A 24364-nucleotide genomic window follows, 5' to 3' on the forward strand; every position below is an offset into this window, starting at 1 on the left:
TGGTTGAAGATGCCGCCATCTTTGCCGGGCAGGGCGGTTCGGTGCGGGCGCTCAGCGTTCCGGTGTTACGGGGGCGGAACTGGCCTGATCTGTAGCCGGATGCAGCGCGAGTTGCTGCCTGATCCACTGGCAGAACTTCCTGCACACGGCGGCGTCCGCCTTGTCTTTCCGGATCGACAGGTAGTGGCCGCGATTCTTCATTACCGTCTTGTGCGGCAGCGGGCGCACGAAGTGGCCGCTTTGCACCAGGTCGCCTACGAGGTGATGCCAGCCCAGGACGACACCCTGGTGAGCCAGGGCCAGCTGCACGATGCCCGGGTAGTCGTTGCTGGTGAAGAGTTGACGCGGAATATCGGCGCGCCAGCTGGTGTCGACGTCATGCAGTGCCAGCCACACTTTCCAGTCGATATGCTCGGATATCTGCGAACGGCCATAGGCGCTGATATCCAGCAACGACATGTCCAGCAGCCTTTCCGGCGTCTCGATCGGGCCATGATTGCGCAGATACTGCGGTGTGCAGACTGGATAGACCTCGTCGTCGAACAGGTGCTCGCTGTCGTATCCATCGCGCATGCTGGCCAGCTTGGCGATGTAGACGTCCGGTTGCACGCCCGCTTCCATCGAGATGAAATTTTGCGTGGCCAGGACCGTGAGCTCGATATCCGGATTGTCCTGAATGAATTCGGGCAGCCGTTTGTGCAGCCAGAGTGCGGAAAACGCAGGCGAGCAGCAGACGATGAGCGTCTGCCTGGCAGGAATCTTCTTCCGCAGGCGCTCGGCGGCCTGATGGATATTGATCAATGACAGCTGGGCTGCGTCCTTGAACATCTCGCCGTCGGCAGTCAGGGTAACGGCCCTGCCCGAACGCACGAAAAGCTCCGTACCCAGGTAGTCCTCCAGTTCCCGCACCTGCTTGCTCACTGCTGCGGGCGTCACGCTCAATGCATTGGCTGCCCCGGTGAAGCTGTTGAATTTCGCGGCCGCAAGAAATGATTTGATGGCGCGCAGAGACAGCGCGCCGACCAATGTTTCGCTCATTTCAAACCGAGGCGTCATGGCGATTTCTACAGACGTTAGGGGATGGGACACGGTCCGGAGCACGGACTCGCGTTAGATTATAAGGAGACGGGAGCGCGACAGGAGAGGCGCGTGGCGGGCGCCGATGAGTCGGCCCTGATGCACGCCAAAGTTGGATCGAAGCCTTCCGGGCTTGAACGGCGTGACGTGGTATTCGCGTTTGAACCCATGTATCGGATGCGAACTGTCCGTGAAACCGTACTTGTATGCAATCCGGGGAACGGACCGATCGCATGTTGATGCCCGCCTATTTTGCGGCTTCCATGCGCATGCGTCGCCGGTACTGCAGCGACGCGGCGCGCGGACGAAGCGCCGCTATCGTCCGCCCGAAAGACTCGGGCGGACGACCGGGCGATCGCCTGCAGCGACTGGGCACGTTCCCGGATTCAGCGACCTGGCGCTTCGCGACCAAGTCGCCATCGCGCTATCTGGAATCGATCACGCCGCTGCATTGCGGTTGGCTTCAATCACCGTCAATGCCGTCATGTTCACGATCCGCCGCACCGTCGCGCTCGAAGTGAGAATGTTCACCGGCCCATTGACGCCCAGCAGGAACGGCCCCACGGCAACGTTGCTGCCGGCTTCGGTCTTGAGCAGGTTATAGGCGATATTCCCCGCATCGACGTTCGGACACACGAGCAGGTTCGCCGCGCCCTTCAGCGGCGACATCGGCAGCAGCCGCGACCGCAGCGCTTCATCGAGCGCGCAGTCGCCGTGCATTTCGCCATCCGCCTCGATATCCGGCGCCTGCGCGCGAATGATCTCCAGCGCCCGGCGCATCTTCACGCCCGAAGCCGCGCTCCCCGACCCGAAGTTCGACCGCGACAGCAGCGCAGCCTTCGGCGTGAGATTCAGCCACTCCATCTGCCGCGCCGCAGCGATCGTGAATTCCGCGATCTGCTCCGCATCGGGGTTGTCGTTGACGTGCGTATCCACCAGCGCGACCGTCCGCTGGTTGAGCAGCAGGATATTCATCGCCGCGTAGGTCGACGCATCGGGCTTCTTGCCGATCACTTCATCCACGAACCGCAGGTGATTGTGAAACTCGCCGACCGTTCCGCAGATCATCCCGTCCGCATCGCCGAGCCGCACCATCATCGCGCCGATCAGCGTCAGGCGACGTCGCATCTCGACGCGCGCCATTTCCTTCGAGATGCCGTCGCGGCAGCGCAGTTCCCAATACGTCGTCCAGTACTGCGGGAAGCGTTCGTCATATTCCGGGTTCGTCACTTCGACATCCTGACCGAGACGCAGGCGCAGGCCGAAGCGCTCGATACGCGCCAGCAGCACCTCCGGGCGGCCGACCAGGATCGGACGCGCGAGCTTCTCGTCGACGATGACCTGCACCGCGCGCAGCACGCGCTCGTCTTCGCCTTCGGTGAACACGATGCGGGCCTTGCCGCCGTCACGCACGAGCTGACGCGCCGTTGCGAACAGCGGTTTCATGAACGCGCCCGAGTGGTAGACGAACTGCTGCAGCTGCTCGACATACGCGTCGAGATCCTCGAGCGGGCGCGTCGCCACGCCGCCTTCGATCGCCGCCTTGGCCACGGCCGGCGCAATACGCACGATCAGGCGCGGATCGAACGGCTTCGGAATCAGGTATTGCGGGCCGAAGGACACTTCGTCGCCGCCGTAGGCCGCCGCGACGATGTCGTTCTGCTCTTCTTGCGCGAGGCCGGCGATCGCGTGAACCGCGGCAATTTCCATTTCGCGGGTGATCGTCGTTGCGCCCACATCCAGTGCGCCGCGGAAAATATACGGGAAGCACAGGACGTTGTTGACCTGGTTCGGGAAGTCCGAGCGGCCCGTCGCGATCACGACGTCGTCGCGCGTCGCATGCGCCAGTTCCGGGAAGATTTCCGGCGTCGGATTGGCGAGCGCGAGAATCAGCGGACGCGCGGCCATCGCCTTCAGCATGTCCGGCTTCAGAATGCCGCCGACCGACAGCCCGAGGAACACATCGGCGCCGCCGATTACTTCGGACAGCGTGCGCGCGTCGGTTTCCTGCGCGAAGCGCTCCTTGGCAGGATCCATCAGCGTGGTACGGCCGCGATAGACGACACCTTCGATGTCCGTCGCCCAGATGTTCGCGACCGGCAGCCCGAGGTCGACCAGCAGGTCCAGGCAGGCCAGCGCCGCGGCACCGGCGCCCGACGTTACGACCTTCACCTCGGAAATCGACTTCCCGACCACCTTCAGCCCGTTGATGAACGCGGCCGCGACGGTGATGGCGGTGCCATGCTGGTCGTCGTGGAAGACGGGGATCTTCATGCGCTCGCGCAGCTTGCGCTCGACCGTGAAGCACTCGGGCGCCTTGATGTCCTCGAGGTTGATCCCGCCGAAGGTGGGTTCGAGGCCGGCGATGATGTCGACGAGCTTGTCCGGATCGGTCTCGTTGATCTCGATGTCGAACACGTCGATGCCCGCGAACTTCTTGAACAGCACGGCCTTGCCTTCCATGACCGGCTTCGATGCGAGCGCGCCGATGTTGCCCAGACCCAGCACGGCGGTGCCGTTGGTGATCACGCCCACCAGATTCCCGCGGCTCGTGAAGCGGCGCGCCTGCAGCGGATCGGCGGCGATCGCCTCGCACACGCTGGCGACGCCGGGCGTGTAGGCCAGTGCCAGATCGCGCTGCGTCACGAGCGGCTTGCTGGCGACGACCGAGATCTTCCCCGGGGTCGGAAACTCGTGATAGTCGAACGCGGCCTGCTGCTGGGTCTCTGTCTGTTTCATGTTGTTGGGTCCGGGCGTGCGCGTCAGGCCAGTCCCGACGCGATCCATGGAGGATTCTAGGGGGCAGCCATAAGAAGATGATTCTGTTTTAATATCGGTCCATCATTTTTTCATGATGGGTGCGTGGTCAGACGATGACATTCGACGCGAACGACGTGGTCAGGCGCCTTGGCGCGCGCCTGAAGATGCGGCACCTGATGCTGTTGCTGCAGATCCAGCAGCACGGGTCGCTGACGCGCGTCGCGGAGCACATGGCCAGCAGCCAGCCCGCCGTGACGAACGCGCTGTCCGAGCTGGAAAGCATGTTCGGCACGCCGCTGTTCGAGCGCTCGTCGCGCGGGATGCGGCCGACCGCGCTTGGTTCGGTCGTGCTCGAGCGGGCCAAGGCGATGCTGAAGGACCTCGACCATCTCGCCCGCGAGATGGAGGCGGTCGCGGCCGGCCATGCGGCGCATCTGCATATCGGCGTGATTCCGTTTATTTCGGGCCAGATGCTGTCGGCGGCGCTCAAGCGCCTGCAGTCCCGGATGGAGCGACGTTTGACCGTGACGATCCACGAAGGCACCAGCGACCAGTTGCTGCTGCAGCTCAAGGATCACACCGTCGACCTCGTGATCGGGCGCGCATCGTCGGCGGTCGATCTCGGGCAGGTCTCCTTTGAAGTGCTGTACCAGCAGCAGCCGCGGATGATCGCGAGCCGGCGCCTCGCCGCGAAACTGGCCCGCACGCAGCTCGACTGGCACAAGCTGCACGCGCTGGACTGGATTCTCGGCGCGCCCCATACGCCGATGCGCGAGCAGGTGGCCGACCTGTTCCTGTCGGCGGGCATCGCGCCGCCGGTGCCGATCGTCGAAAGCTACTCGTCGAAGGTGATCGGCGAGATGATCGCGTCGAGCGACGACGCGGTATCGATCGTGCCGGCCGATATCGCGGAAGAAATGGTGCGCATCGCCGGGGTGGCGATCGTGCCTTACTCGCTGGTATGGACGCTGCCGCCCATCGCGCTGTTTACTCGCGCCGATGAGTCGCATGCGCCGACGCGGGATCTGCTGGTTCAGGCACTGCGCGAGATTTGCAGGGAAACCTACGTCGAGGTGCCGCGGTAGCGCTTCCGGGAGCCGGTCGAGGCCGGCAGGGCGGAGCCGCATCGCGCGCGCTCGGGCGTCGCCGCCCAAGCCCGTCCGGCCTGCTTGCCCGACGCCGCATCCGGACAAACCCCTGTCCGCCGAAATTCGTCCCAAACCCCCGCCACACAAGCCACAGCTCACGCATAGTGGTTTCCACTCATAGTCGCAAACAGTCAAGAACAGGTCGCCGCCGGTCGTCTTGCGACCAATATGGCTCGTTACTTTTACACCCACGATGCAGGCCGGGACGCACTCCGCGAACCCGTCGGATATCGGTCCACTCGGGAGAAACCATGAAGTCGACAAAGATCGCCGCGTTCGTCGCGGCCGTGCTGGCGACCGGCGCATTCGCGACCGCGGCGCAGGCCGAAACGGATGCCGCGACCTGCCGCAACGTGCGCTTCGCGGATATCGGCTGGACCGACATCACGTCCACCACCGCGCTCGCCTCGACGGTGTTCGAAGGGCTCGGCTACAAACCGACGACGACGATCGCGTCGGTGCCGATCTCGTTCGCCGGCCTGAAGAGCAAGCAGCTGGACGTGTCGCTCGGCTACTGGTGGCCGGTGCAGCAGAAGCAGCTTCAACCGTTCCTCGACAGCAAGTCGATCAACGTGGTCGAACCGCCGAACCTGTCGGGCGCGAAGGCGACGCTCGCGGTGCCGAGCTACGAATATCAGGCCGGCCTGAAGACTTTCGAGGACATCGCGAAACACCGCGCCGAGCTCGACGGCAAGATCTACGGGATCGAGCCGGGCAGCAGCGCGAACGCGACGATCCAGAAGATGATCGATACGAACCAGTACGGCCTCGGCGGCTTCAAGCTGGTCGAGTCGAGCGAAGCGGGAATGCTTGTCACGGTCGAGCGCGCGATCCGCGAGAAAAAGTGGGTCGTGTTCCTCGGCTGGGAGCCGCATCCGATGAACATCCAGATCAGCATGAACTACCTGTCCGGCGGCGACGCGGCGTTCGGTCCGAACTACGGCGAAGCGCGCGTGTACACGCTGACGGCGCCCGACTTCATCGCGCGCTGCCCGAACGCGGGCAAGCTCGTCGAGAACCTGCGCTTCACGACGCAGCTCGAGAACCAGCTGATGCAGTCGGTAATGAACAAGACGAAGCCGGCCGACGCCGCGAAGGCGTACCTGAAGAAGAATCCGCAGGTGCTCGATGCGTGGCTCGCCGGTGTCAAGACGTTCGACGGCAAGGACGGCCTGCCCGCCGTGAAGGCCTATCTCGGCCTGTAACGGCCTGCGCGCGCCGCCTGCGTGCGGCGCGCAGCGAAAAATCATCTGCAGTACGACAGAAATCAGCGACACGAACCGAATCAAGCGAGGGTAACCAGCATGAACCACGAAGTCATCATCACCTGCGCGGTCACCGGCGCGGGCGATACGGTCGGCAAGCATCCGGCGATCCCGGTCACGCCGAAGGAAATCGCGGCCGCCGCGATCGAAGCCGCGAAGGCCGGCGCGACGGTGGCGCACTGCCATGTCCGCGATCCGCAGACGGGCCGCGGCAGCCGCGATCCGAACCTGTACCGCGAAGTGGTCGACCGGATCCGCTCGGCGGACGTCGACGTGATCATCAACCTCACGGCCGGCATGGGCGGCGATCTGGAAATCGGCCCGGGCGAGGACCCGATGCGCTTCGGCAAGGGCACCGATCTCGTCGGCGGCCTCACGCGTCTCGCGCACGTCGAGGAACTGCTGCCGGAAATCTGCACGCTCGACTGCGGCACGCTGAATTTCGGCGACGGCGACTACATCTACGTGTCGACGCCCGCGCAGTTGCGTGCAGGCGCGAAGCGCATCCAGGAACTCGGCGTGAAGCCGGAGCTGGAAATCTTCGATACGGGCCATCTGTGGTTCGCGAAGCAATTGCTGAAGGAAGGACTGCTCGACGATCCGCCGCTGTTCCAGCTGTGCCTCGGCATTCCGTGGGGCGCGCCGGCCGACACCGGCACGATGAAGGCGATGGTCGACAACCTGCCGCCGGGCGCGCACTGGGCCGGCTTCGGGATCGGCCGCATGCAGATGCCGATGGTCGCGCAGGCAATGCTGCTCGGCGGTCACGTGCGGGTCGGCCTCGAAGACAACATCTGGCTCGATCGCGGCGTGCATGCGACCAACGGCACGCTCGTCGAGCGTGCGCGGGAAATCATCGAACGCCTCGGCGCCCGCGTGCTGACGCCGGCCGAAGGGCGTCGCAAGCTCGGCCTGCCGGCGCGCGGCGAGCGTCTGCTCGAGCGCCGCGCGGTGGCCGAATTCGCGTGAGTCTCGACGGCTGATCCAGTGATTCATTGCGGCGGCGCGCATGGGCGCGGCCGCCGTCCGATTCCCCTCGATTTGAAGGATGCGTTGACATGGCTGTGAAGACCGACATCAGGACGTTCGCCGCGATCGGCACCGGCGTGATCGGCAGCGGATGGATTTGCCGTGCGCTCGCGCATGGTCTCGACGTGGTCGTCTGGGACCCGGCACCGGGCGCCGAAGAGCGGCTGCGCGCGAGCGTCGCGAATGCATGGCCGGCGCTCGAACGCGTTGGCCTCGCGCCGGGCGCCGATCCCGCGCGGCTGCGCTTCGCGTCGACGATCGAGGCCTGCGTCGCCGACGCGGACTTCATCCAGGAAAGCGCGCCCGAGCGCGAAGCGCTGAAGCTCGAACTGCACGAACAGATCAGCCGCGCGGCGAAGCCCGATGCGATCATCGCATCGTCGACGTCCGGGCTGCTGCCGACCGACTTCTACGCGCGAGCGACGCATCCGGAGCGCTGCGTGGTCGGCCATCCGTTCAATCCGGTCTACTTGCTGCCGCTCGTCGAGGTGCTCGGCGGCGAGCGCACGTCGCCGGAGGCGGTCGACGCGGCGATGGAGATCTATCGCACGCTCGGCATGCGGCCGCTGCGCGTGCGCAAGGAGGTGCCGGGCTTCATCGCGGACCGGCTGCTCGAAGCGTTGTGGCGTGAGGCGCTGCATCTCGTCAACGAAGGCGTCGCGACGACCGGCGAGATCGACGATGCGATCCGCTTCGGCGCGGGCATCCGCTGGTCGTTCATGGGCACGTTCCTGACCTATACGCTGGCCGGCGGCGACGCGGGCATGCGACACTTCATGCAGCAGTTCGGCCCCGCGCTCGAACTGCCGTGGACGAAGCTGGTCGCGCCGAAGCTGACCGACGAACTGATCGACAGCGTCGTCGAAGGCACGAGCGAGCAGCAGGGCACGCGCAGCATCAAGGCGCTCGAACGCTATCGCGACGAGTGCATTACCGAGGTGCTGAACGCGATCGCCGCTGTGAAGGCGCGGCACGGAATGCGATTCGAGGACTGAACGAACATGACCGGCGATACCCCGCTGACGATTTACCGCGACGTCGTGCGGCCCGAGTGGGTCGACTACAACGGCCATCTGCGCGACGCGTTCTACCTGCTGATCTTCAGCTTCGCGACCGATGCGCTGCTGGACCGCATCGGTCTCGACGACGCCACGCGTCGCGAGCGGGGCCGCTCGGTCTACACGCTCGAAGCGCACGTGAACTATCTGCAGGAGATCAAGGAAGGCACGCGCGTGCGCGTCGATGCGCGGGTGTTCGCGCACGACGCAAAGCGCGTGCACCTGTATCTCGAGCTGTTCGCGGACGGGCACGACGGCGCGGTATCGGCAAGCGAGCAGATGCTGCTGCACGTCGACACGCGCGACGGTGCGAAATCGGCGCCGTTCGACGACGACGTCGCTGCGCGCGTGGCCGAACTGCATGCGTTGCAGCGCGATTGTGCGGCGCCCGCGTATGCGGGCCGCGTGATCGGATTGCCGCCGCGCCGCTAGCGCCGGCGACAACGGGGCGCATACGATGCTCGAACCGGAAATCGCCGCGTTCGTCGCGGCCGTCGACGCGGCGTATCCGGCCGACACGGCGGCGCGCTCACCCGACGAGCAACGCCGCATCTACGATCGCTTCGCGGCCGCATGGACGCCCGCCGCACTGCCGCCCGGTATCGTGCGGCACGATGCGGTGTGGCACGCACCGCACGGACACCCGATCGCGCTGCGGCGCTATGCGCCCGCTCGGGGCGAACCGCGCGGCACCGTACTGTTCTTTCATGGCGGCGGCTTCGTCGTCGGCTCGCTCGACAGTCACGCGCTGATCACCGCGCAACTGGCGGCCGACACGGGGCTTGCCGTGATCGCGGTCGATTACCGGCTCGCGCCCGAGCATCGCGCACCGGCCGCACTCGAGGATTGCCTGGCCGTCATGCGTGCCGCGCGCGACGCACACTGGCCATTCGGCTCGTGCGCGCGCCCGTTGACGCTCGCGGGCGACAGTGCGGGCGGCAATCTCGCTGCCGCCGTCGCAACCGCGCTGCGCGATGCGGGCGAGGGTGGCCTCGACGGCATCGCACTCGTGTATCCGATGCTCGGCATCGAACCGCAATCTCCCGCACGCGAAACGGAAGCGCACGCGCCGATGCTCACGCTCGACGACGTCCATCGCTATCGCGCACTGTACTGGGGTGGTGGAGGGCGCGTTGCGCCGAGCGATGACGATCCGCTGCTGCGTGCATCGGTGCCGCTCGCGGCGTCGCGTTTCGACAATCTGCCGCCCGTGCTCGCGATCGGCGCGGAACATGATCCGCTGCGCGACGATGCGCGTGTCTATGTCGAACGCATGCTCGCGGCCGGCGGCGCTGCGCGTTACTGGATGGGGAAGGGGCTGGTGCACGGCTGCTGGCGCGCGCTCGGAACGAGCCCGCAGGCGGCGCGGATGCACCGGATGGTCGGTGAGTTTCTGCTCGCACCACGTGCGTAGCGGGCATTTCCGGGAGCAAATGATGCAGGCAGCGCAAGAGCGTATCGAGGACTGGCGGACGTTTTCCAGCGAGGCGGCGATCGCGGCGGCGGCGATCGGCGATGGCACCGTGGAGGTCGAATGGACCGACGCGCGACGATCGCCGTTTCACTTCGACTGGCTGCGCGACAACTGCGCGTGCCCGTCGTGCGTACATGCTGTCACGCGCGAACAGACGTTCGAGATCGTCGATGCACGCGACGATCTCGAGGCGCACGCGGTGCGCGTCGAAGCGGACGGCGCGCTGCACGTCGAGTGGAACGACGGGCACCGCAGCGCATGGTCGTCCGGCTGGCTGCGCGCCCACGCGTACGACGACGCGTCGCGCGCGGCGCGTCTGGCCGCACACGGGCGTCACATGTGGACGGGCGGCGATGCGGCGGCGATCGGCGTGTTCGCATGGCGCGACGTGATGCACGACGACGATGCGTTGCAGGCATGGCTCGCCGCGTTGCAGCGCACGGGGCTCACGCTCGTGGAAGGCGTGCCGGCCGAACGCGGGCGCGTGGACGAGATTGCGCGCCGGGTCGGGCTGGTCCGGGAGACCAATTTCGGCGTGCTGTTCGACGTCGAATCGAAGCCGCGCCCGGACAGCAATGCCTATACGTCGCTGAACTTGCCGCCGCATACGGACCTGCCGACGCGTGAATTGCAGCCGGGCGTGCAGTTCCTGCATTGCCTTGCGAACGACGCAACGGGCGGCGACAGCGTGTTCCTCGACGGCTTCGCGCTCGCCGACGCGCTGCGGCGCGAGCATCCGGTCGATTTCGCGCAACTGACGTCAACGCCGTTCGAGTTCTGGAACAAGAGTGCGAGCAGCGACTACCGCTGTTCCGCGCCGGTGATCGGGCTGGATGCGCGCGGCGAGGTCACGGAAGTGCGCGTCGCGAACTTCCTGCGCGGGCCGCTCGATGCGCCGGCCGATGTGGTGGCGGCCGTCTATCGTGCATACCGGCGTTTTCTCGCGCTGGCGCGCGAGCCGCGCTTTCGCGTGCAGCGCCGGCTGCGGGCCGGCGACATGTGGGCGTTCGACAATCGCCGCGTGATGCATGCGCGCACGGAGTTCGATCCGTCGACGGGTCGCAGGCATTTGCAGGGCTGCTACGTCGATCGTGATGAACTGCTGTCGAGGTGGCGCGTGCTGTCGCGCACGGCGTCTGCCGCGCACGGCGGGTGACACCGCACACCGCTTCCGGAATCATTCGAAAAAGCGCCCGGACGCATGGCGCCCGGGCGAAGCCACCCGCTGCCGGGCGGCGGAGGTATGCGTTTCACAAAAAGGACGAGCCCGCATGGCGGGCTCGTCCGGATACAACATCGTCGCGCGATGCGCGGTGCGCCCGCTGGGGGCGCGTCGGCTTACTGGCCGAAGAAGACCGAGTCGCGAGCGTTCGACTTCGCTGCGGCAGCCGGGGCGCCCGAGTGGACGACCGGAGCCGGTTGCGCGCCGTAGCCGCTGGCGTCGGCACCATGAACACGCGCTTCCGCCGACTGGATGTCGTTCGGGTAGTACGGGCTCGACAGGCCCGGCTTGTAGCCGGCTTGTTCGAGCTGGACCAGTTCGTTGCGCACTTGTGCGCGGGTCACGGTGCTTTGTGCGAAAGCGCCGAACGAAGCGGACAGGGCGACAGCGGCAACAACTGCGGAAACGAGCGATTTCATGATGACCTCCGGTGTTTTATTGGGTTCGCTTTCGACACCATGTCTGCAGCGATTGACTAAATCTTAGTCACCGGCCGGTTCAGGGTAAACGCTGATTTTGACGATAGATTGTTTCCTGGGCGGTAACAGTGGCGCGTCGAATCAGGCTTTCATCGAGCTTTCGTTTCGTTGGGTGCAATAAGTATGAAGAATGGCGGGGCGACTGCGCACGGTTCAGCGCAGCTCGGCCGCCGTGTCGAACGGCTTGGCCGGCGGCCGGCCGGCGGGCACGCCCGAGCTCAGGAAACGCACGCCCGTCGCGGCCTCCGACGCTTCCCACAGCAGCGCCGCCACGGCCGCGTCGCGGGCCGCGCGCGGCACGCTCGCCGGTGCCGGCAGGCCGCGCGACTCGAACCAGCCGGACGGTCCGATGTACGCGCCGCCTGTCAGGTCGGGCGACGTCGCCGCATGAATGGCTGGCAGCGCACCCTGGTCGGCCGGTTGCGCGAGATAACGGTTCGCCGCGCGCATCAGCGCGGCGCGGGTGGGCGAACGCTCCATCGCGGGGCCCGCGAGCTGCAGGTTGGTCGCCGCGTAGCCGGGATGCGCGGCGACGCTGATTCCCGCAAACGCCGCGCGCTGAAAGCGGCGCTGCAGTTCGATCGCGAACATGAGGTTCGCGAGCTTGCTGTCGCAGTACGCGAGATAACGGTTGTAGCGGTGCTCGGCGCGCAGGTCGTCGACGTGGATCCGGCCGCCGCGGTTGAAGCCGCTCGACATCGTCACGACACGCGCCCGATGCGCGGCGCACAGCGCGGGCAGCAGATGGCCGGTCAGCGCGAAATGGCCGAGGTGGTTGGTGCCGAACTGCATCTCGAAGCCGTCGCGCGTATGCCGCAGCGGCAGGAACATCACGCCGGCGTTGTTGCAGAGGATGTCGACGCGGCCGTGGCGCGCCGAGACGTCGGCGGCGAAGCGCTGGATCGATGCAAGATCGGCGAGGTCGAGCGGATCGACTTCGACCCGTGCGGCGGGATGGAGACGGCGGATCGCATCGGCGGCTTGCGCGGCGCGCGCGGCATCGCGGCAGCCCATCACGACGGTCGCGCCCTTGGCGGCCAGCGTTTCCGCGATTTGCCAGCCGAGGCCGCTGTTGGCGCCGGTCACGACCGCGACCTTGCCGCCTTGCGCCGGGACGTGGCGCGCGCTCCATGCATGCATGTCTGCCTCCATCGGCGTGGGCGATGCACCACGACGCGTAATCGTTACATTGAATGATGTAACGATAGTCCGCGCAGGCGGGACAGACAAGCGGGGGAATTAGACCGGCGGTTCCAGGGCGGGCATGCGAATCTCGCAGCCGGCCCGCGGCCCGCGGCCCGCGGCCGGCGGGCGTTATCGGCTGCCGGCCAACGCGAGCACTTCGGCAGCGGAGATCATCGCGGCCGCATTCGCCGGGGCCGGGCGCTCGGCCGGGCGGAATACTTCGTCGCCGCGCTGGATCACCTGGCGCGACAGCGCGCAGGTGCCGGTGCGCTGCGCGAAGCGGCGGCGCCAGCGCTGTTCGCCGTAATGACAGCGGCCGGGTTCGACCCAGCGGACGACGAGCAGCGTATCGGAACGTTCGAGGATTTCGACGTGGACGTCGGCGGGATCGAGCGCAGGCAGGGATTTGGAGGCCTTCATTTTGCCGTTTCCTAAAGCTCGTGCGGTTCGGCCGTGGCAGTGGATGTCACTACCCAAAGACGAATCCGTAGCGGTTTCCATGAGTGGTGCGCTAAATGTAAGCGTCTGTGACCGGAAAAAACATCCTGTCTGGCTCAAATTACCTTTTGCCGATTTAGAAACAATCGGCGCGCATTTTCTTGAGAAACCAGCGACAAAAGCGCCCCGGACGCGGACGCCCGGGGCGGAAAATCGGGCCGCGCCACCGTGTCTGCTCGCTCAGTCACGTGGACACCGCGGGGGACGGAGGGGCCCGTCAGAGATCGGCGACGGGCGGGGTGCGGTGTACCGGGAAGCGCGGTCCGGCAACGCCATGATCGCGCGCGCCCCCCGTTGACACCCTGACGGGAACATGACTTTTTTGTCAGTTTCGCCCGGCCATCCCGCGGCCCGGGGCATCGAAAACCTCCGCAAACCCCCGTCGATATTGGCTTTGCGCGACGTACGGTCAATCGACGGCGTCCGAAAAAACGGCATTGCCATCGCCGAAGACACCGCCTTCGGCCCGATTCTGCCGCTCGGGAAAATACTGAATCCCACGTTCGTGACAAATCCGGGATCTGCACCTATGATTGGTTGGACCTTTAGTCCTTTGTGCCAATGAGCCGGCGTGTCCGGCTTTTACAGGAGAGGTGCTCATGAGATTGCAGGGCAAGCGCGCGCTGGTGACGGCGGCCGGGCAGGGTATCGGCCGCGCGACGGCGCTGCGGTTCGCAAGCGAGGGGGCCGACGTGCTGGCGACCGACATCAACGAAGCCGCGCTCGCGCAACTCGCGGCCGACGCCGAGCGCGCGGGCGGCCGGCTGGCCACGCGGCGGCTCGACGTGACCGATGCGGGCGACGTCGCGGCGCTCGCCGCGCAGGAGCGCGCATTCGACGTGCTGTTCAACTGCGCGGGCTTCGTCCACCACGGCTCGATCCTCGACTGCGACGACACCGCCTGGGCGTTCTCGCTGAACCTCAACGTCACGTCGATGTACCGGCTGATCCGCGCGCTGCTGCCGGCGATGCTGGAAGCGGGCGGCGCGTCGATCATCAACATGGCGTCGGCCGCGTCGAGCGTGAAGGGCGTGCCGAACCGCTTCGTCTACGGCACGACCAAGGCGGCCGTGATCGGCCTGACCAAGGCGGTTGCCGCCGATTTCGTCGAACAACGCATTCGCTGCAACGCGATTTGCCCGGGCACGATCGAGTCGCCGTCGCTCGAGCAGCGGATTGCCGAGCAGGCGCACACGCGCCAGGTGTCGATCGACGCCGTGCGCCAGGCGTTCGTCTCGCGTCAGCCGATGGGCCGCATCGGCACCGCGGACGAAGTGGCCGCGCTCGCGCTGTATCTCGCGTCCGACGAAGCGTCGTTTACCACCGGCGCGATTCACCTGATCGATGGCGGCTGGTCCAACTGACCCTCTCCCATTGACTACGCATCCCTATTCACTTTCCGTTTCCGCTTAAACGATATGAAACTGCTGAGATTTGGCGACAAACATCATGAGAAACCGGGCCTGCTCGATGCGCAGGGAAAGATCCGCGACCTGTCGGGCGTGATCGAGGACATCGCCGGCAATGCGCTGACGCCTGCGTCGCTCGCGCGGCTGCGCGACATCGAGCCGTCGTCGCTGCCGTTGGTCGAGGGCACGCCGCGGCTCGGCGCGTGCGTCGGCCGCGTCGGCAAGTTCATCTGCATCGGGCTCAACTATTCCGACCATGCGGCCGAATCGGGGATGGAAGTCCCGAAGGAGCCGGTCGTGTTCGGCAAATGGACAAGCGCGATCTCGGGGCCGAACGACGACGTCGAGATTCCGCGCGGCTCGGAGAAAACCGACTGGGAAGTCGAGCTCGGCGTCGTGATCGGCCAGGGCGGCCGCTATATCGACGAAGCCGATGCGCTGTCGCACGTCGCCGGCTACTGCGTGGTGAACGACGTGTCGGAGCGCGAATACCAGCTCGAACGCGGCGGCACGTGGGACAAGGGCAAGGGCAACGACACGTTCGGCCCGCTCGGCCCGTGGCTCGTGACGGCCGACGAAGTGCCCGATCCGCACGCGCTGCGGCTGTGGCTCGAAGTGGACGGCCACCGCTACCAGAACGGCACGACCGCCACCATGGTGTTCCGCGTGCCGCACCTGATCAGCTACCTGAGCCGCTTCATGAGCCTGCAGCCGGGCGACGTGATCTCGACCGGCACGCCGCCGGGCGTCGGGCTCGGCCAGAAGCCGCCCGTCTATCTGCGCGCCGGGCAGGTGATCACGCTCGGCATCGACGGGCTCGGCGAGCAGCGTCAGCGCACCGTGCAGGCCTGATTCCCTTTAACGGACCGTTCGTCATGCCTATCATTCGATCGATGCGCGTCCTCGACGTGCGCTTCCCGACCTCGCGCCAGCTCGACGGCTCCGATGCGATGAATCCGGACCCCGATTATTCGGCTGCGTACGTCGTGCTCGAAACCGACCACGACGGGCTCGAAGGCCACGGACTCACGTTCACCATCGGGCGCGGCAATGAAATTTGCTGCGCGGCGATCGACGCGATGCGTCACCTCGTCGTCGGCCTCGACCTCGACTGGATCCGCGAAGACATGGGCCGCTTCTGGCGGCACGTGACGTCGGACAGCCAGTTGCGCTGGATCGGCCCCGACAAGGGCGCGATCCACCTGGCGACGGGCGCCGTCGTCAACGCGGTGTGGGACCTGTGGGCGAAGGCGGTTGGCAAACCGCTGTGGCGGCTCGTCGCCGACATGAGCCCCGAGGAAATCGTGCGCGCGATCGATTTCCGCTACCTGACCGACTGCCTGACGCAGGACGAGGCGCTCGACTTGCTGCACCGGCAGGTGCCGGGCAAGGCCGCGCGGATCGCGACACTCGAGCGCGAAGGCTACCCGTGCTACACGACGTCGGCGGGCTGGCTCGGCTACAGCGACGACAAGCTGCGCCGGCTGTGCCGCGAGGCGGTGGACGCCGGGTTCGACTACGTGAAGCTGAAGGTCGGCGCGAACCTGGAGGACGACATTCGCCGCGTGACGATCGCGCGCGAAGCGATCGGCCCGGATCGCAAGCTGATGATCGACGCGAACCAGGTGTGGGAAGTCGACGAGGCGATCGACTGGGTGCGCGAGCTCGCGTTTGCGAAACCGTGGTTCATCGAGGAGCCGACGAGCCCCGACGACGTCGAAGGGCATCGCAAGATTCGCGAGGCGATCGCGCCGGTGCAGGTCGCGACCGGCGAGATGTGCCAGAACCGCGTGCTGTTCAAGCAGTTCATCGAGCGCGGTGCGATCGACGTCGTGCAGATCGACGCGTGCCGGCTCGGCGGCGTGAACGAGATTCTCGCGGTGATGCTGCTGGCCGCGAAGTACGGGCTGCCGGTGTGTCCGCACGCGGGCGGCGTCGGGCTGTGCGAGTACGTGCAGCATTTGTCGATGATCGACTACGTGTGCATTTCCGGCACGAAGGAAGGGCGCGTGACCGAGTACGTCGATCACCTGCACGAGCATTTCGTCGAGCCGTGCGTCGTGCGCGGCGCGGCGTATATGCCGCCGACGGCGCCCGGCTTCTCGATCGAGATGAAGCCGGAATCGCTGGAGCGGTATCGGTTCCGCGGCTGACGCACACGGCAAGATGGCCGCGCATGGCCCGCGCGGCGACAACATGAACGACGGAGACGTGAAGTGGATTTGAATCTGCAAGACAAGGTCGTGATCGTGACCGGCGGCGCATCGGGCATCGGCGCCGCGATCTCGATGCGGCTCGCCGGCGAAGGCGCGATTCCGGTGGTGTTCGCGCGTCACACGCCGGACGATGGCTTCTGGCGCGCGCTCACGCAGAAGCAGCCGCGCGCCGCGTGCATGTCCGTCGAGCTGCAGGACGACGCGCAGTGCCGCGACGCGGTTGCGCAGGCCATCACGCGTTTCGGTCGCATCGACGGCCTCGTCAACAACGCGGGCATCAATGACGGCATCGGTCTCGATGCCGGGCGCGATGCGTTCGTCGCATCGCTCGAGCGCAACCTGATCCACTACTACGTGATGGCGCACTACTGTGTGCCGCATCTGAAGGCAACGCGCGGCGCGATCGTCAACATTTCGTCGAAGACGGCCGTCACCGGGCAGGGCAACACGAGCGGCTATTGCGCATCGAAGGGCGCGCAGCTCGCACTGACACGCGAATGGGCGATCGCATTGCGCAACGACGGCGTGCGCGTGAACGCGGTGATCCCGGCCGAGGTGATGACGCCGCTCTACCAGAACTGGATCGCCGGCTTCGACGATCCGGACGCGAAGCTTGCGGAAATCGCCGACAAGGTGCCGCTCGGCAAGCGCTTCACGACGGCCGACGAGATTGCCGACACGGCCGTGTTCCTGCTGTCGGAGCGCGCATCGCACACGACGGGCCAATGGCTGTTCGTCGATGGCGGCTATACGCATCTCGATCGCGCGATCGGCTGAGGACGGCGATCCATGCAACCCGACCCGAACCTGAACACCGCGCCGCCGCTGATTGCCTTGAGCGGCGTCAGCAAGCGCTTTCCGGGCGTGCAGGCGCTCGACGATTGCCGGTTCGACCTGCGCGCCGGCGAAGTACACGCGCTGATGGGCGAGAACGGCGCCGGCAAGTCGACGCTGATGAAGATCCTCGCCGGCGTGTACCAGAAGGACGGCGGCGAGATCCGGATGGACGGCCGCGCGGTGGAGATCGACGATCCGCGCGCCGCGCAGGCGCTCGGGATCGGCATCATCCATCAGGAACTGAACCTGATGAATCACCTGAGCGTCGCACAGAACATCTTCATCGGACGCGAGCCGCGCGGCCGCTTCGGCGTGTTCGTCGATGAAGACAAGCTGAACCGCGACGCGGCCGCGATCTTCGTGCGGATGCGGCTCGATCTCGATCCGCGCACGCCGGTTGGCCGGCTGACCGTTGCAAAGCAGCAGATGGTCGAGATCGCGAAGGCGCTGTCGTTCGATTCGCGCGTGCTGATCATGGACGAGCCGACCGCCGCGCTGAACAGCGCGGAGATCGCCGAGCTGTTCCGCATCATCGGCGACCTGCGCGCGCACGGCGTCGGCATCGTCTACATCTCGCACAAGATGGACGAGCTGCGCCAGATCGCCGATCGCGTGACGGTGATGCGCGACGGCAAGTACGTCGCGACCGTGCCGATGGCGGACACGTCGATGGACGCGATCATCGCGATGATGGTCGGCCGTCAGCTCGATACGGCGTTTCGCGCGCCGCCCGATACGTCGGCCAACGACGTCGCACTCGAAGTGCGCGGGTTGTCGCGCGGCCGCGCGATCCGCGACGTGGGCTTCACGCTGCGTCGCGGCGAGATCCTCGGCTTCGCGGGGCTGATGGGCGCGGGGCGCACCGAGGTCGCGCGCGCGGTGTTCGGCGCGGATCCGGTCGACGCGGGCGAGATCCGCGTGCACGGCAAGACCGTGACGATCCGCACGCCGGCCGATGCGGTCGCGCACGGGATCGGCTATCTGTCCGAGGACCGCAAGCACTTCGGGCTCGCGGTCGGGATGGACGTGCAGAACAACATCGCACTGTCGAGCATGCGGCGCTTCGTGCGCCGCGGCCTGTTCCTCGATGCACGCAAGATGCGCGACACCGCGCAGTCGTACGTGCGCCAGCTCGCGATCCGCACGCCGTCGGTCGCGCAGCCGGCGCGCCTGCTGTCGGGCGGCAACCAGCAGAAGATCGTGATCGCGAAGTGGCTGCTGCGCGACTGCGACATCCTGTTCTTCGACGAGCCGACGCGCGGCATCGACGTCGGCGCGAAAAGCGAGATCTACAAGCTGCTCGACGCGCTTGCCGCCGACGGCAAGGCGATCGTGATGATCTCGTCGGAGTTGCCCGAGGTGCTGCGCATGAGCCACCGGATTCTCGTGATGTGCGAAGGGCGCGTGACCGGCGAGTTGCGCGCGGCCGACGCCACGCAGGAAAAGATCATGCAGCTCGCGACGCAGCGCGAGTCGACCGTATTGTCCTGATTCAGACGCTTACCCGATCATGTCCAACGATACGCATTCCGTTCCGCCCCTTGCTTCCGGCGACACGCCGGCCGCCGCATCGAGCCTGAAGTCGCGCTTCTTCAACCCCGCCGCGAGGCAGAAGCTGCTCGCGCTCGCGAGCCTCGTGCTGCTGATCGTGTTCTTCAGCTTCGCGTCGTCGAACTTCCTCGATGTCGACAACCTGGTATCGATCCTGCAGGCCACCGCCGTGAACGGCGTGCTGGCCGTCGCCTGTACCTACGTGATCATCACGTCGGGCATCGATCTGTCGGTCGGCACGCTGATGACGTTCTGTGCGGTCATGGCCGGCGTCGTGCTGACGAACTGGGGCATGCCGCTGCCGCTCGGGATCCTGGCCGCGCTGTTGTTCGGCGCGCTGTCGGGCAGCGTGTCGGGCTTCGTGATCGCGAAGATGAAGGTGCCGCCGTTCATCGCGACGCTCGGCATGATGATGCTGCTCAAGGGGTTGTCGCTCGTGATCTCGGGCACGCGGCCGATCTACTTCAACGACACGCCGGGCTTCACGTCGATCGCGCAGGATTCGCTGATCGGCAACCTGATTCCCGCGCTGCCGATTCCGAACGCGGTGCTGATCCTGTTCCTCGTCGCGATCGGCGCGTCGATCGTGCTGAACCGCACCCTCTTCGGCCGCTACACGTTCGCGCTCGGCAGCAACGAGGAAGCGCTGCGGCTGTCCGGCGTGAACGTCGACGCATGGAAGATCGCCGTCTACACGTTCAGCGGCGCGGTGTGCGGGATCGCCGGGCTGCTGATCGCGTCGCGGCTGAATTCCGCGCAGCCCGCGCTCGGCCAGGGCTACGAGCTCGATGCGATCGCGGCCGTCGTGATCGGCGGCACGTCGCTGTCGGGCGGCGCGGGCAGCATCGTCGGCACCATCATCGGCGCGTTCATCATGAGCGTGCTGACCAACGGCCTGCGCATCATGTCGGTCGCGCAGGAATGGCAGACGGTCGTGACCGGCGTGATCATCATCCTCGCCGTCTACGTGGATATCCTGCGCCGGCGCCGCCGCTGACGCACGAACATACATACGCATCCGCTTCACCGCCGGCCGGGCCGGCATTTCATTCGATACATTCGATACCAACCAAGGAGACGCGAAGTGATCAGGAGCAAGGTGTTGAACGCGATCGTCGGGCTGACGTTCGCCGTCGGCATGACGGCCGGCGCGCAGGCGCAGGAAACCTACATCCCGCTGATCTCGAAGGGCTTCCAGCATCAGTTCTGGCAGGCCGTGAAAGCGGGCGCGATGCAGGCCGCGAAGGACTACAAGGTGAAGGTGACGTTCGAAGGCCCCGAAACGGAGGCGATGGTCGACAAGCAGATCGACATGCTGTCCGCCGCGATCGCGAAGAAGCCGGCCGCGCTCGGCTTCGCGGCGCTCGACAGCAAGGCCGCGCTGCCGCTCCTGAAGAAGGCGCAGGCCGAGAAGATCCCGGTGATCGCATTCGACTCGGGCGTCGACAGCGACATCCCGGTCACGACGGCCGCGACCAACAACAAGGCTGCCGCCGCGCTCGCCGCCGACAAGCTCGCCGCGCTGATCGGCGACGAAGGCGAGGTGGCCGTGGTCGCGCACGACCAGACGAGCCGCACCGGCATCGATCGCCGCGACGGCTTTCTCGAACGGATGAAGTCGGCGCACCCGAAGGTGCGGATCGTCACCGTGCAGTACGGCGAAGGCGATCAGCTGAAGTCGACCGAGGTGACGAAGTCGATCCTGCAGGCGTATCCGAAGCTCAAGGGCCTGTTCGGCACCAACGAAGGCTCGGCGATCGGCGTGGTGAACGGCGTGCGCGAGATGAAGCGCAAGGTCGTGATCGTCGGCTACGATTCGGGCAAGCAGCAGAAGGACGCGATCCGCAGCGGGCTGATGGCCGGCGCGATCACGCAGAACCCGATCGGAATCGGCTACAAGACCGTCGAGGCGGCCGTGAAGGCGATCAACGGCGAGAAGCTGCCGAAGGTCATCGATACCGGTTTCTACTGGTATGACAAGACCAATATCGACGACCCGAAGATCGCGGCGGTGTTGTACGACTGAGCGTGACGTGATGTGATGCTGCGGGCAAGAGCGAACCACGAGGACACCATGGGCGCAGTGCGTATCGATTCCCATCAGCACTTCTGGCGTTACCGCGCGGCCGACTATCCGTGGATCGGCCCCGGAATGGGCGTGCTTGCCCGCGACTACCTGCCCGACGCGCTGTGGCCGCTGATGCATGCGCAGGCGCTCGGCGCGTCGATCGCGGTGCAGGCGCGCGCCGGGCGTGACGAGACGGCGTTCCTGCTCGATCTTGCCCGCGACGACGCGTGCATCGCGGCGGTGGTCGGCTGGGAGGACCTCGGTGCGCCGGCGCTCGCCGATCGCATCGCCGAATGGCGCAGCCCGAAACTGCGCGGCTTTCGTCACCAGGTGCAGGACGAAGCCGATGTCGGCGCGTTCGTCGCGGATCCCGCGTTCAATCGCGGCGTCGCGTGGCTGCAGGCGAACGGCTATGTGTACGACGTGCTCGTGTTCGAGCGCCAGTTGCCAGACGTGCACGCGTTCTGCGCGCGGCACGACGCGCACTGGCTCGTGCTCGATCATGCGGGCAAGCCCGCGCTCGCCGAGTTCGACCGGGACGCTACGGCGCTCGCGCGCTGGCGTGCCGGGCTGCGCGAGCTGGGCGCGCTACCGCACGTCGTCTGCAAGCTGTCGGGTCTCGTGACCGAGACCGACTGGCGGCGCGGCCTGCGCGGCCGGGACATCCGGCACATCGAGCAATGCCTCGATGCGGCGCTCGATGCGTTCGGCCCGCAGCGGCTGATGTTCGGGTCGGACTGGCCCGTGTGCCTGCTCGCGGCGTCGTATGACGAAGTGGCGTCGCTGATCGAGCGCTGGGCCGAGGCGCGGTTGTCCGCAGCCGAGCGCAACGCGTTGTGGGGCGGCACGGCCGCGCGTTGCTATGCGGTGCCGCGCGATACGAAGCCCGGCATATAGAATAGGCGCGAACGGCTTGATGCTTCATTCGTCAGACCGTCCGCAACGCAACCGCTTACCTGTATCAACGTATGTCCATCCAGCCGATTCAGAACCGCCGCCTGTACCAGCAGATCGCCGACAAGCTCAGCGCGATGATCGAGTCCGGCGATTTCCCGCCGGGCAGTTATCTGCCGCCCGAGCGCGAACTGGCCGAACGATTCGGCGTGTCCCGCACGTCGGTGCGCGAGGCGCTGATCGCGCTCGAGGTGAACGGGCTCGTCAGCGTGCGTGTCGGCGACGGCGTGAAGGTGCGCCAGCCCGAAGCGGCTGCCGTACCCGAACCGCAGCCGGATACGACCGTCGCGCCGTTTTCGATCGTCGAGATCGATCCCGAACTCGGCATCGCGCTCGACCTCGATACCGAAATCCCGCCGTTCGCGCTGCTGCAGGCGCGCAGGCTGATCGAGCCGGAAGCCGCATCGCTTGCGGCGAAACACGGCTCGGACACGCAGATCGAAGGGATTTACGAGGCGTTCCTGCGCAACCAGGAAGACAACCGCAGCGGCTCGCTCACGCATCCGGGCGACCGGCTGTTCCATATCCGCATCGCGGAAGCGAGCGACAACCCGGCTTATGCGCTGATGATCAAGCAGTTGCTCGCGCACAAGTACGACCTGATGTTCCAGCGGCTGCAGTCGCTGTACATGCCGAACGACATGCCGCATCGCTCGGAGCTCGAACACCGCGCGATCCTCGACGCGATCCGCGCGCGCGACCCCGAGGCCGCGCGCCGCGCGATGGCCGAGCATCTCGACGAAGTGATCCGGATCTTCGGCCGCGCGCTCGACTGAGCGCGCGTGGTCAGAAGCGGTCGGCGCGGTAGGGCGTCGGATCGGTGAAGGGCGTCTCGCCCGTCATCATCTCGGCCAGCAGGCGCCCGGAGACGGGCCCGAGCGTGAGCCCGTGATGGTTATGCCCGAACGAGAACCACAGCCCGCGATGTGCGGGCGCGGGGCCGATTACCGGCCGCATGTCGGGCGTGCACGGCCGGAAGCCGAGCCACGGCTGCGGATCGAGCCGCTCGCCGAAGCCGAACACCGGGCGCGCGACGCGTTCCGCGCGATCGAGCTGCACGCCCGTCGGCGGCAAGCCGCGCCGCGCGATCTCGACGCCGGTGGTCAGGCGCAAACCGCGCCGCATCGGCGCGATCACGTAGCCGTATTCGCGATCGACGATCGGTGCTGACGGCGCGCCGCGTTCGGAGGGCGCGTAATGCATGTGATAGCCGCGTTTCTCGCGCAGCGGAATCCTGTAGCCGAACTTGCCGAACACCGTGTCGGACCACGGGCCGAGCGCGACGACCACGGCCGGCGCCGCGATCCTGCCTTCTTCCGTCGTGACCTGCCAGCCTGGCGAGAGCGCGTCGAGGCTCGCGGCATCGCCGGTGAGCAGCGTGCCGCCGCCTTGCACGAAGAGTTGCGCGTAGGTTTTGACCAGCGCGGACGGGTCGACGACGCTTTTCGGATCGAGCCAGTGCAGCGCGCCGCAGAAGCCGGCCGCGAGGCTCGGTTCCTGCGCCCGAAGTGCCGCGGCATCGAGCGGCGTGATGCCGAGCCCGTGACGACGCGCGGTGAGCCCCGCATCGGCAGCCGCGCGTTCGAACGCGGCCGGCGTGCGAAACGCTTCCATCCAGCCGCTGGCACGCACCAGCTCTCCTGCGCCGGCGCGCGCGATCAGCGCGTCGTGCTCGACGATGCAGCGCTCGATCAGCGGCAGCATGTCGCGTGAGGCGGCTGCGTGACGCATCGGTGCCGACTCCCACCAGAAGCGCGCGAGCCACGGCGCGAACGCGGGCAGCGACGTGCTGTGCCAGTAGAGATCGGTGGAGCGGTTCAGCGCGTAGCGCATCAGCGTGAACGGGCTGCGCGGAAACGGATACGGTTCGATCGACGAGCGCTCGATCAGCCCGGCGTTGCCGAAGCTCGTGCCTTCGCCGGGCGCGCCGCGGTCGACGAGGGCCACCTTGCGGCCGCGATCCTGCAGGTGCAATGCGGCGGACACGCCGACGATGCCTGCGCCCAGAACGATTACGTCGAAGTCCATCGTGTAAGTGGCCGTTGGCGGGGCGCCTGGCCGCGGTGCGGAATGTGCGCCCTGGTTGGATATCGTTCGAACCGCAAGCATACTCGTGGCGGCGCGGTGCACCAAG

Annotated in this window: 22 protein-coding genes; 16 read left to right on the forward strand and 6 right to left on the reverse strand. The window is 66.6% G+C overall.

From position 1 onward, the window contains the following. Window positions 1-51 precede the first annotated feature (51 nt). The gene (locus DIE15_RS17235) at window positions 52-1056 is read right to left on the reverse strand and encodes a LysR substrate-binding domain-containing protein (protein ID WP_124833890.1); all 1005 of its coding nucleotides are present in this window, start codon (window positions 1054-1056) and stop codon (window positions 52-54) included. 459 nt (window positions 1057-1515) lie between these two features. After that, window positions 1516-3816, reverse strand: coding sequence for an NADP-dependent malic enzyme (locus tag DIE15_RS17240; protein WP_124833891.1), 2301 nt, complete (start codon window positions 3814-3816; stop codon window positions 1516-1518). 134 nt (window positions 3817-3950) lie between these two features. Between DIE15_RS17240 and DIE15_RS17245 the strand changes: the two genes are divergently transcribed. The 7 genes from DIE15_RS17245 to DIE15_RS17275 all read left to right on the forward strand — a co-directional run bounded on the left by DIE15_RS17245 (window position 3951) and on the right by DIE15_RS17275 (window position 10967). After that, on the forward strand, window positions 3951-4922 hold the full coding sequence (locus tag DIE15_RS17245; RefSeq protein ID WP_057927509.1) for a LysR substrate-binding domain-containing protein: 972 nt from the start codon (window positions 3951-3953) through the stop codon (window positions 4920-4922). A gap of 314 nt (window positions 4923-5236) precedes the next feature. Continuing rightward, the gene (locus tag DIE15_RS17250) at window positions 5237-6190 is read left to right on the forward strand and encodes a choline ABC transporter substrate-binding protein (RefSeq protein ID WP_057927508.1); all 954 of its coding nucleotides are present in this window, start codon (window positions 5237-5239) and stop codon (window positions 6188-6190) included. 99 nt (window positions 6191-6289) lie between these two features. After that, window positions 6290-7219, forward strand: coding sequence for a 3-keto-5-aminohexanoate cleavage protein (locus tag DIE15_RS17255; protein ID WP_057927507.1), 930 nt, complete (start codon window positions 6290-6292; stop codon window positions 7217-7219). 89 nt (window positions 7220-7308) lie between these two features. Continuing rightward, window positions 7309-8274 carry an L-carnitine dehydrogenase gene (locus DIE15_RS17260; protein ID WP_057927506.1) on the forward strand — a complete coding sequence of 322 codons (966 nt, stop codon included), beginning with the start codon at window positions 7309-7311 and terminating at the stop codon, window positions 8272-8274. A 6-nt stretch (window positions 8275-8280) separates the two neighbouring features. Beyond that, the gene (locus tag DIE15_RS17265; protein ID WP_057927505.1) at window positions 8281-8769 is read left to right on the forward strand and encodes a thioesterase family protein; all 489 of its coding nucleotides are present in this window, start codon (window positions 8281-8283) and stop codon (window positions 8767-8769) included. 25 nt (window positions 8770-8794) lie between these two features. Continuing rightward, window positions 8795-9751 (forward strand): alpha/beta hydrolase, encoded by a 957-nt coding sequence (locus DIE15_RS17270; protein WP_124833892.1) that lies wholly within the window; start codon window positions 8795-8797, stop codon window positions 9749-9751. 22 nt (window positions 9752-9773) lie between these two features. Continuing rightward, complete coding sequence (locus tag DIE15_RS17275; RefSeq protein ID WP_124833893.1) at window positions 9774-10967, forward strand: TauD/TfdA family dioxygenase; 1194 nt, start codon at window positions 9774-9776, stop codon at window positions 10965-10967. A 182-nt stretch (window positions 10968-11149) separates the two neighbouring features. Here the strand turns inward: DIE15_RS17275 and DIE15_RS17280 are convergent, their stop codons facing one another. The 3 genes from DIE15_RS17280 to DIE15_RS17295 all read right to left on the reverse strand — a co-directional run bounded on the left by DIE15_RS17280 (window position 11150) and on the right by DIE15_RS17295 (window position 13117). Beyond that, the gene (locus DIE15_RS17280) at window positions 11150-11452 is read right to left on the reverse strand and encodes a DUF4148 domain-containing protein (RefSeq protein WP_057927502.1); all 303 of its coding nucleotides are present in this window, start codon (window positions 11450-11452) and stop codon (window positions 11150-11152) included. Window positions 11453-11665: 213 nt separating this feature from the next. Then, window positions 11666-12652, reverse strand: coding sequence for an oxidoreductase (locus DIE15_RS17290; protein ID WP_124833894.1), 987 nt, complete (start codon window positions 12650-12652; stop codon window positions 11666-11668). A gap of 174 nt (window positions 12653-12826) precedes the next feature. After that, on the reverse strand, window positions 12827-13117 hold the full coding sequence (locus DIE15_RS17295; RefSeq protein WP_006749506.1) for a DUF3331 domain-containing protein: 291 nt from the start codon (window positions 13115-13117) through the stop codon (window positions 12827-12829). A gap of 677 nt (window positions 13118-13794) precedes the next feature. Here DIE15_RS17295 and DIE15_RS17300 point away from each other — a divergent pair. The 9 genes from DIE15_RS17300 to DIE15_RS17340 all read left to right on the forward strand — a co-directional run bounded on the left by DIE15_RS17300 (window position 13795) and on the right by DIE15_RS17340 (window position 23006). Then, window positions 13795-14559: an SDR family oxidoreductase gene (locus DIE15_RS17300; protein ID WP_124833895.1), complete on the forward strand. Its 765-nt coding sequence runs from the start codon at window positions 13795-13797 to the stop codon at window positions 14557-14559. 54 nt (window positions 14560-14613) lie between these two features. Beyond that, window positions 14614-15456: an ureidoglycolate lyase gene (locus DIE15_RS17305; protein ID WP_057927500.1), complete on the forward strand. Its 843-nt coding sequence runs from the start codon at window positions 14614-14616 to the stop codon at window positions 15454-15456. A gap of 23 nt (window positions 15457-15479) precedes the next feature. Next, on the forward strand, window positions 15480-16757 hold the full coding sequence (locus DIE15_RS17310; RefSeq protein WP_057927499.1) for an L-fuconate dehydratase: 1278 nt from the start codon (window positions 15480-15482) through the stop codon (window positions 16755-16757). A 63-nt stretch (window positions 16758-16820) separates the two neighbouring features. After that, window positions 16821-17597, forward strand: a complete 777-nt coding sequence (locus DIE15_RS17315) for an SDR family oxidoreductase (protein WP_124833896.1) — start codon at window positions 16821-16823, stop codon at window positions 17595-17597. A 12-nt stretch (window positions 17598-17609) separates the two neighbouring features. Next, complete coding sequence (locus DIE15_RS17320) at window positions 17610-19148, forward strand: sugar ABC transporter ATP-binding protein (RefSeq protein WP_057927497.1); 1539 nt, start codon at window positions 17610-17612, stop codon at window positions 19146-19148. A gap of 19 nt (window positions 19149-19167) precedes the next feature. Further along, window positions 19168-20205, forward strand: a complete 1038-nt coding sequence (locus tag DIE15_RS17325) for an ABC transporter permease (protein ID WP_124833897.1) — start codon at window positions 19168-19170, stop codon at window positions 20203-20205. An 87-nt stretch (window positions 20206-20292) separates the two neighbouring features. Further along, complete coding sequence (locus DIE15_RS17330; protein ID WP_124833898.1) at window positions 20293-21234, forward strand: ABC transporter substrate-binding protein; 942 nt, start codon at window positions 20293-20295, stop codon at window positions 21232-21234. 48 nt (window positions 21235-21282) lie between these two features. Next, window positions 21283-22173 carry an amidohydrolase gene (locus DIE15_RS17335; protein WP_124833899.1) on the forward strand — a complete coding sequence of 297 codons (891 nt, stop codon included), beginning with the start codon at window positions 21283-21285 and terminating at the stop codon, window positions 22171-22173. Between the two features lie 71 nt (window positions 22174-22244). Beyond that, the gene (locus DIE15_RS17340) at window positions 22245-23006 is read left to right on the forward strand and encodes a FadR/GntR family transcriptional regulator (RefSeq protein ID WP_057927494.1); all 762 of its coding nucleotides are present in this window, start codon (window positions 22245-22247) and stop codon (window positions 23004-23006) included. A 10-nt stretch (window positions 23007-23016) separates the two neighbouring features. Here DIE15_RS17340 and DIE15_RS17345 read toward each other — a convergent pair whose 3' ends face one another. Further along, window positions 23017-24258: an FAD-binding oxidoreductase gene (locus DIE15_RS17345; RefSeq protein ID WP_057927493.1), complete on the reverse strand. Its 1242-nt coding sequence runs from the start codon at window positions 24256-24258 to the stop codon at window positions 23017-23019. Window positions 24259-24364 lie beyond the last annotated feature (106 nt).

The sequence above is a fragment of the Burkholderia sp. Bp9031 genome, assembly GCF_003857965.1.
Lineage (GTDB): Bacteria > Pseudomonadota > Gammaproteobacteria > Burkholderiales > Burkholderiaceae > Burkholderia > Burkholderia ambifaria_A.

What these genes read in the sequence shown, in the direction of transcription:
- DIE15_RS17235 (WP_124833890.1), bottom strand. Translation starts at nt 1,056, where the DNA reads ATGACGCCTCGGTTTGAAATGAGCGAAACATTGGTCGGCGCGCTGTCT.
- DIE15_RS17240 (WP_124833891.1), bottom strand. Translation starts at nt 3,816, where the DNA reads ATGAAACAGACAGAGACCCAGCAGCAGGCCGCGTTCGACTATCACGAG.
- DIE15_RS17245 (WP_057927509.1), top strand. Translation starts at nt 3,951, where the DNA reads ATGACATTCGACGCGAACGACGTGGTCAGGCGCCTTGGCGCGCGCCTG.
- DIE15_RS17250 (WP_057927508.1), top strand. Translation starts at nt 5,237, where the DNA reads ATGAAGTCGACAAAGATCGCCGCGTTCGTCGCGGCCGTGCTGGCGACC.
- DIE15_RS17255 (WP_057927507.1), top strand. Translation starts at nt 6,290, where the DNA reads ATGAACCACGAAGTCATCATCACCTGCGCGGTCACCGGCGCGGGCGAT.
- DIE15_RS17260 (WP_057927506.1), top strand. Translation starts at nt 7,309, where the DNA reads ATGGCTGTGAAGACCGACATCAGGACGTTCGCCGCGATCGGCACCGGC.
- DIE15_RS17265 (WP_057927505.1), top strand. Translation starts at nt 8,281, where the DNA reads ATGACCGGCGATACCCCGCTGACGATTTACCGCGACGTCGTGCGGCCC.
- DIE15_RS17270 (WP_124833892.1), top strand. Translation starts at nt 8,795, where the DNA reads ATGCTCGAACCGGAAATCGCCGCGTTCGTCGCGGCCGTCGACGCGGCG.
- DIE15_RS17275 (WP_124833893.1), top strand. Translation starts at nt 9,774, where the DNA reads ATGCAGGCAGCGCAAGAGCGTATCGAGGACTGGCGGACGTTTTCCAGC.
- DIE15_RS17280 (WP_057927502.1), bottom strand. Translation starts at nt 11,452, where the DNA reads ATGAAATCGCTCGTTTCCGCAGTTGTTGCCGCTGTCGCCCTGTCCGCT.
- DIE15_RS17290 (WP_124833894.1), bottom strand. Translation starts at nt 12,652, where the DNA reads ATGCATGCATGGAGCGCGCGCCACGTCCCGGCGCAAGGCGGCAAGGTC.
- DIE15_RS17295 (WP_006749506.1), bottom strand. Translation starts at nt 13,117, where the DNA reads ATGAAGGCCTCCAAATCCCTGCCTGCGCTCGATCCCGCCGACGTCCAC.
- DIE15_RS17300 (WP_124833895.1), top strand. Translation starts at nt 13,795, where the DNA reads ATGAGATTGCAGGGCAAGCGCGCGCTGGTGACGGCGGCCGGGCAGGGT.
- DIE15_RS17305 (WP_057927500.1), top strand. Translation starts at nt 14,614, where the DNA reads ATGAAACTGCTGAGATTTGGCGACAAACATCATGAGAAACCGGGCCTG.
- DIE15_RS17310 (WP_057927499.1), top strand. Translation starts at nt 15,480, where the DNA reads ATGCCTATCATTCGATCGATGCGCGTCCTCGACGTGCGCTTCCCGACC.
- DIE15_RS17320 (WP_057927497.1), top strand. Translation starts at nt 17,610, where the DNA reads ATGCAACCCGACCCGAACCTGAACACCGCGCCGCCGCTGATTGCCTTG.
- DIE15_RS17325 (WP_124833897.1), top strand. Translation starts at nt 19,168, where the DNA reads ATGTCCAACGATACGCATTCCGTTCCGCCCCTTGCTTCCGGCGACACG.
- DIE15_RS17335 (WP_124833899.1), top strand. Translation starts at nt 21,283, where the DNA reads ATGGGCGCAGTGCGTATCGATTCCCATCAGCACTTCTGGCGTTACCGC.
- DIE15_RS17340 (WP_057927494.1), top strand. Translation starts at nt 22,245, where the DNA reads ATGTCCATCCAGCCGATTCAGAACCGCCGCCTGTACCAGCAGATCGCC.
- DIE15_RS17345 (WP_057927493.1), bottom strand. Translation starts at nt 24,258, where the DNA reads ATGGACTTCGACGTAATCGTTCTGGGCGCAGGCATCGTCGGCGTGTCC.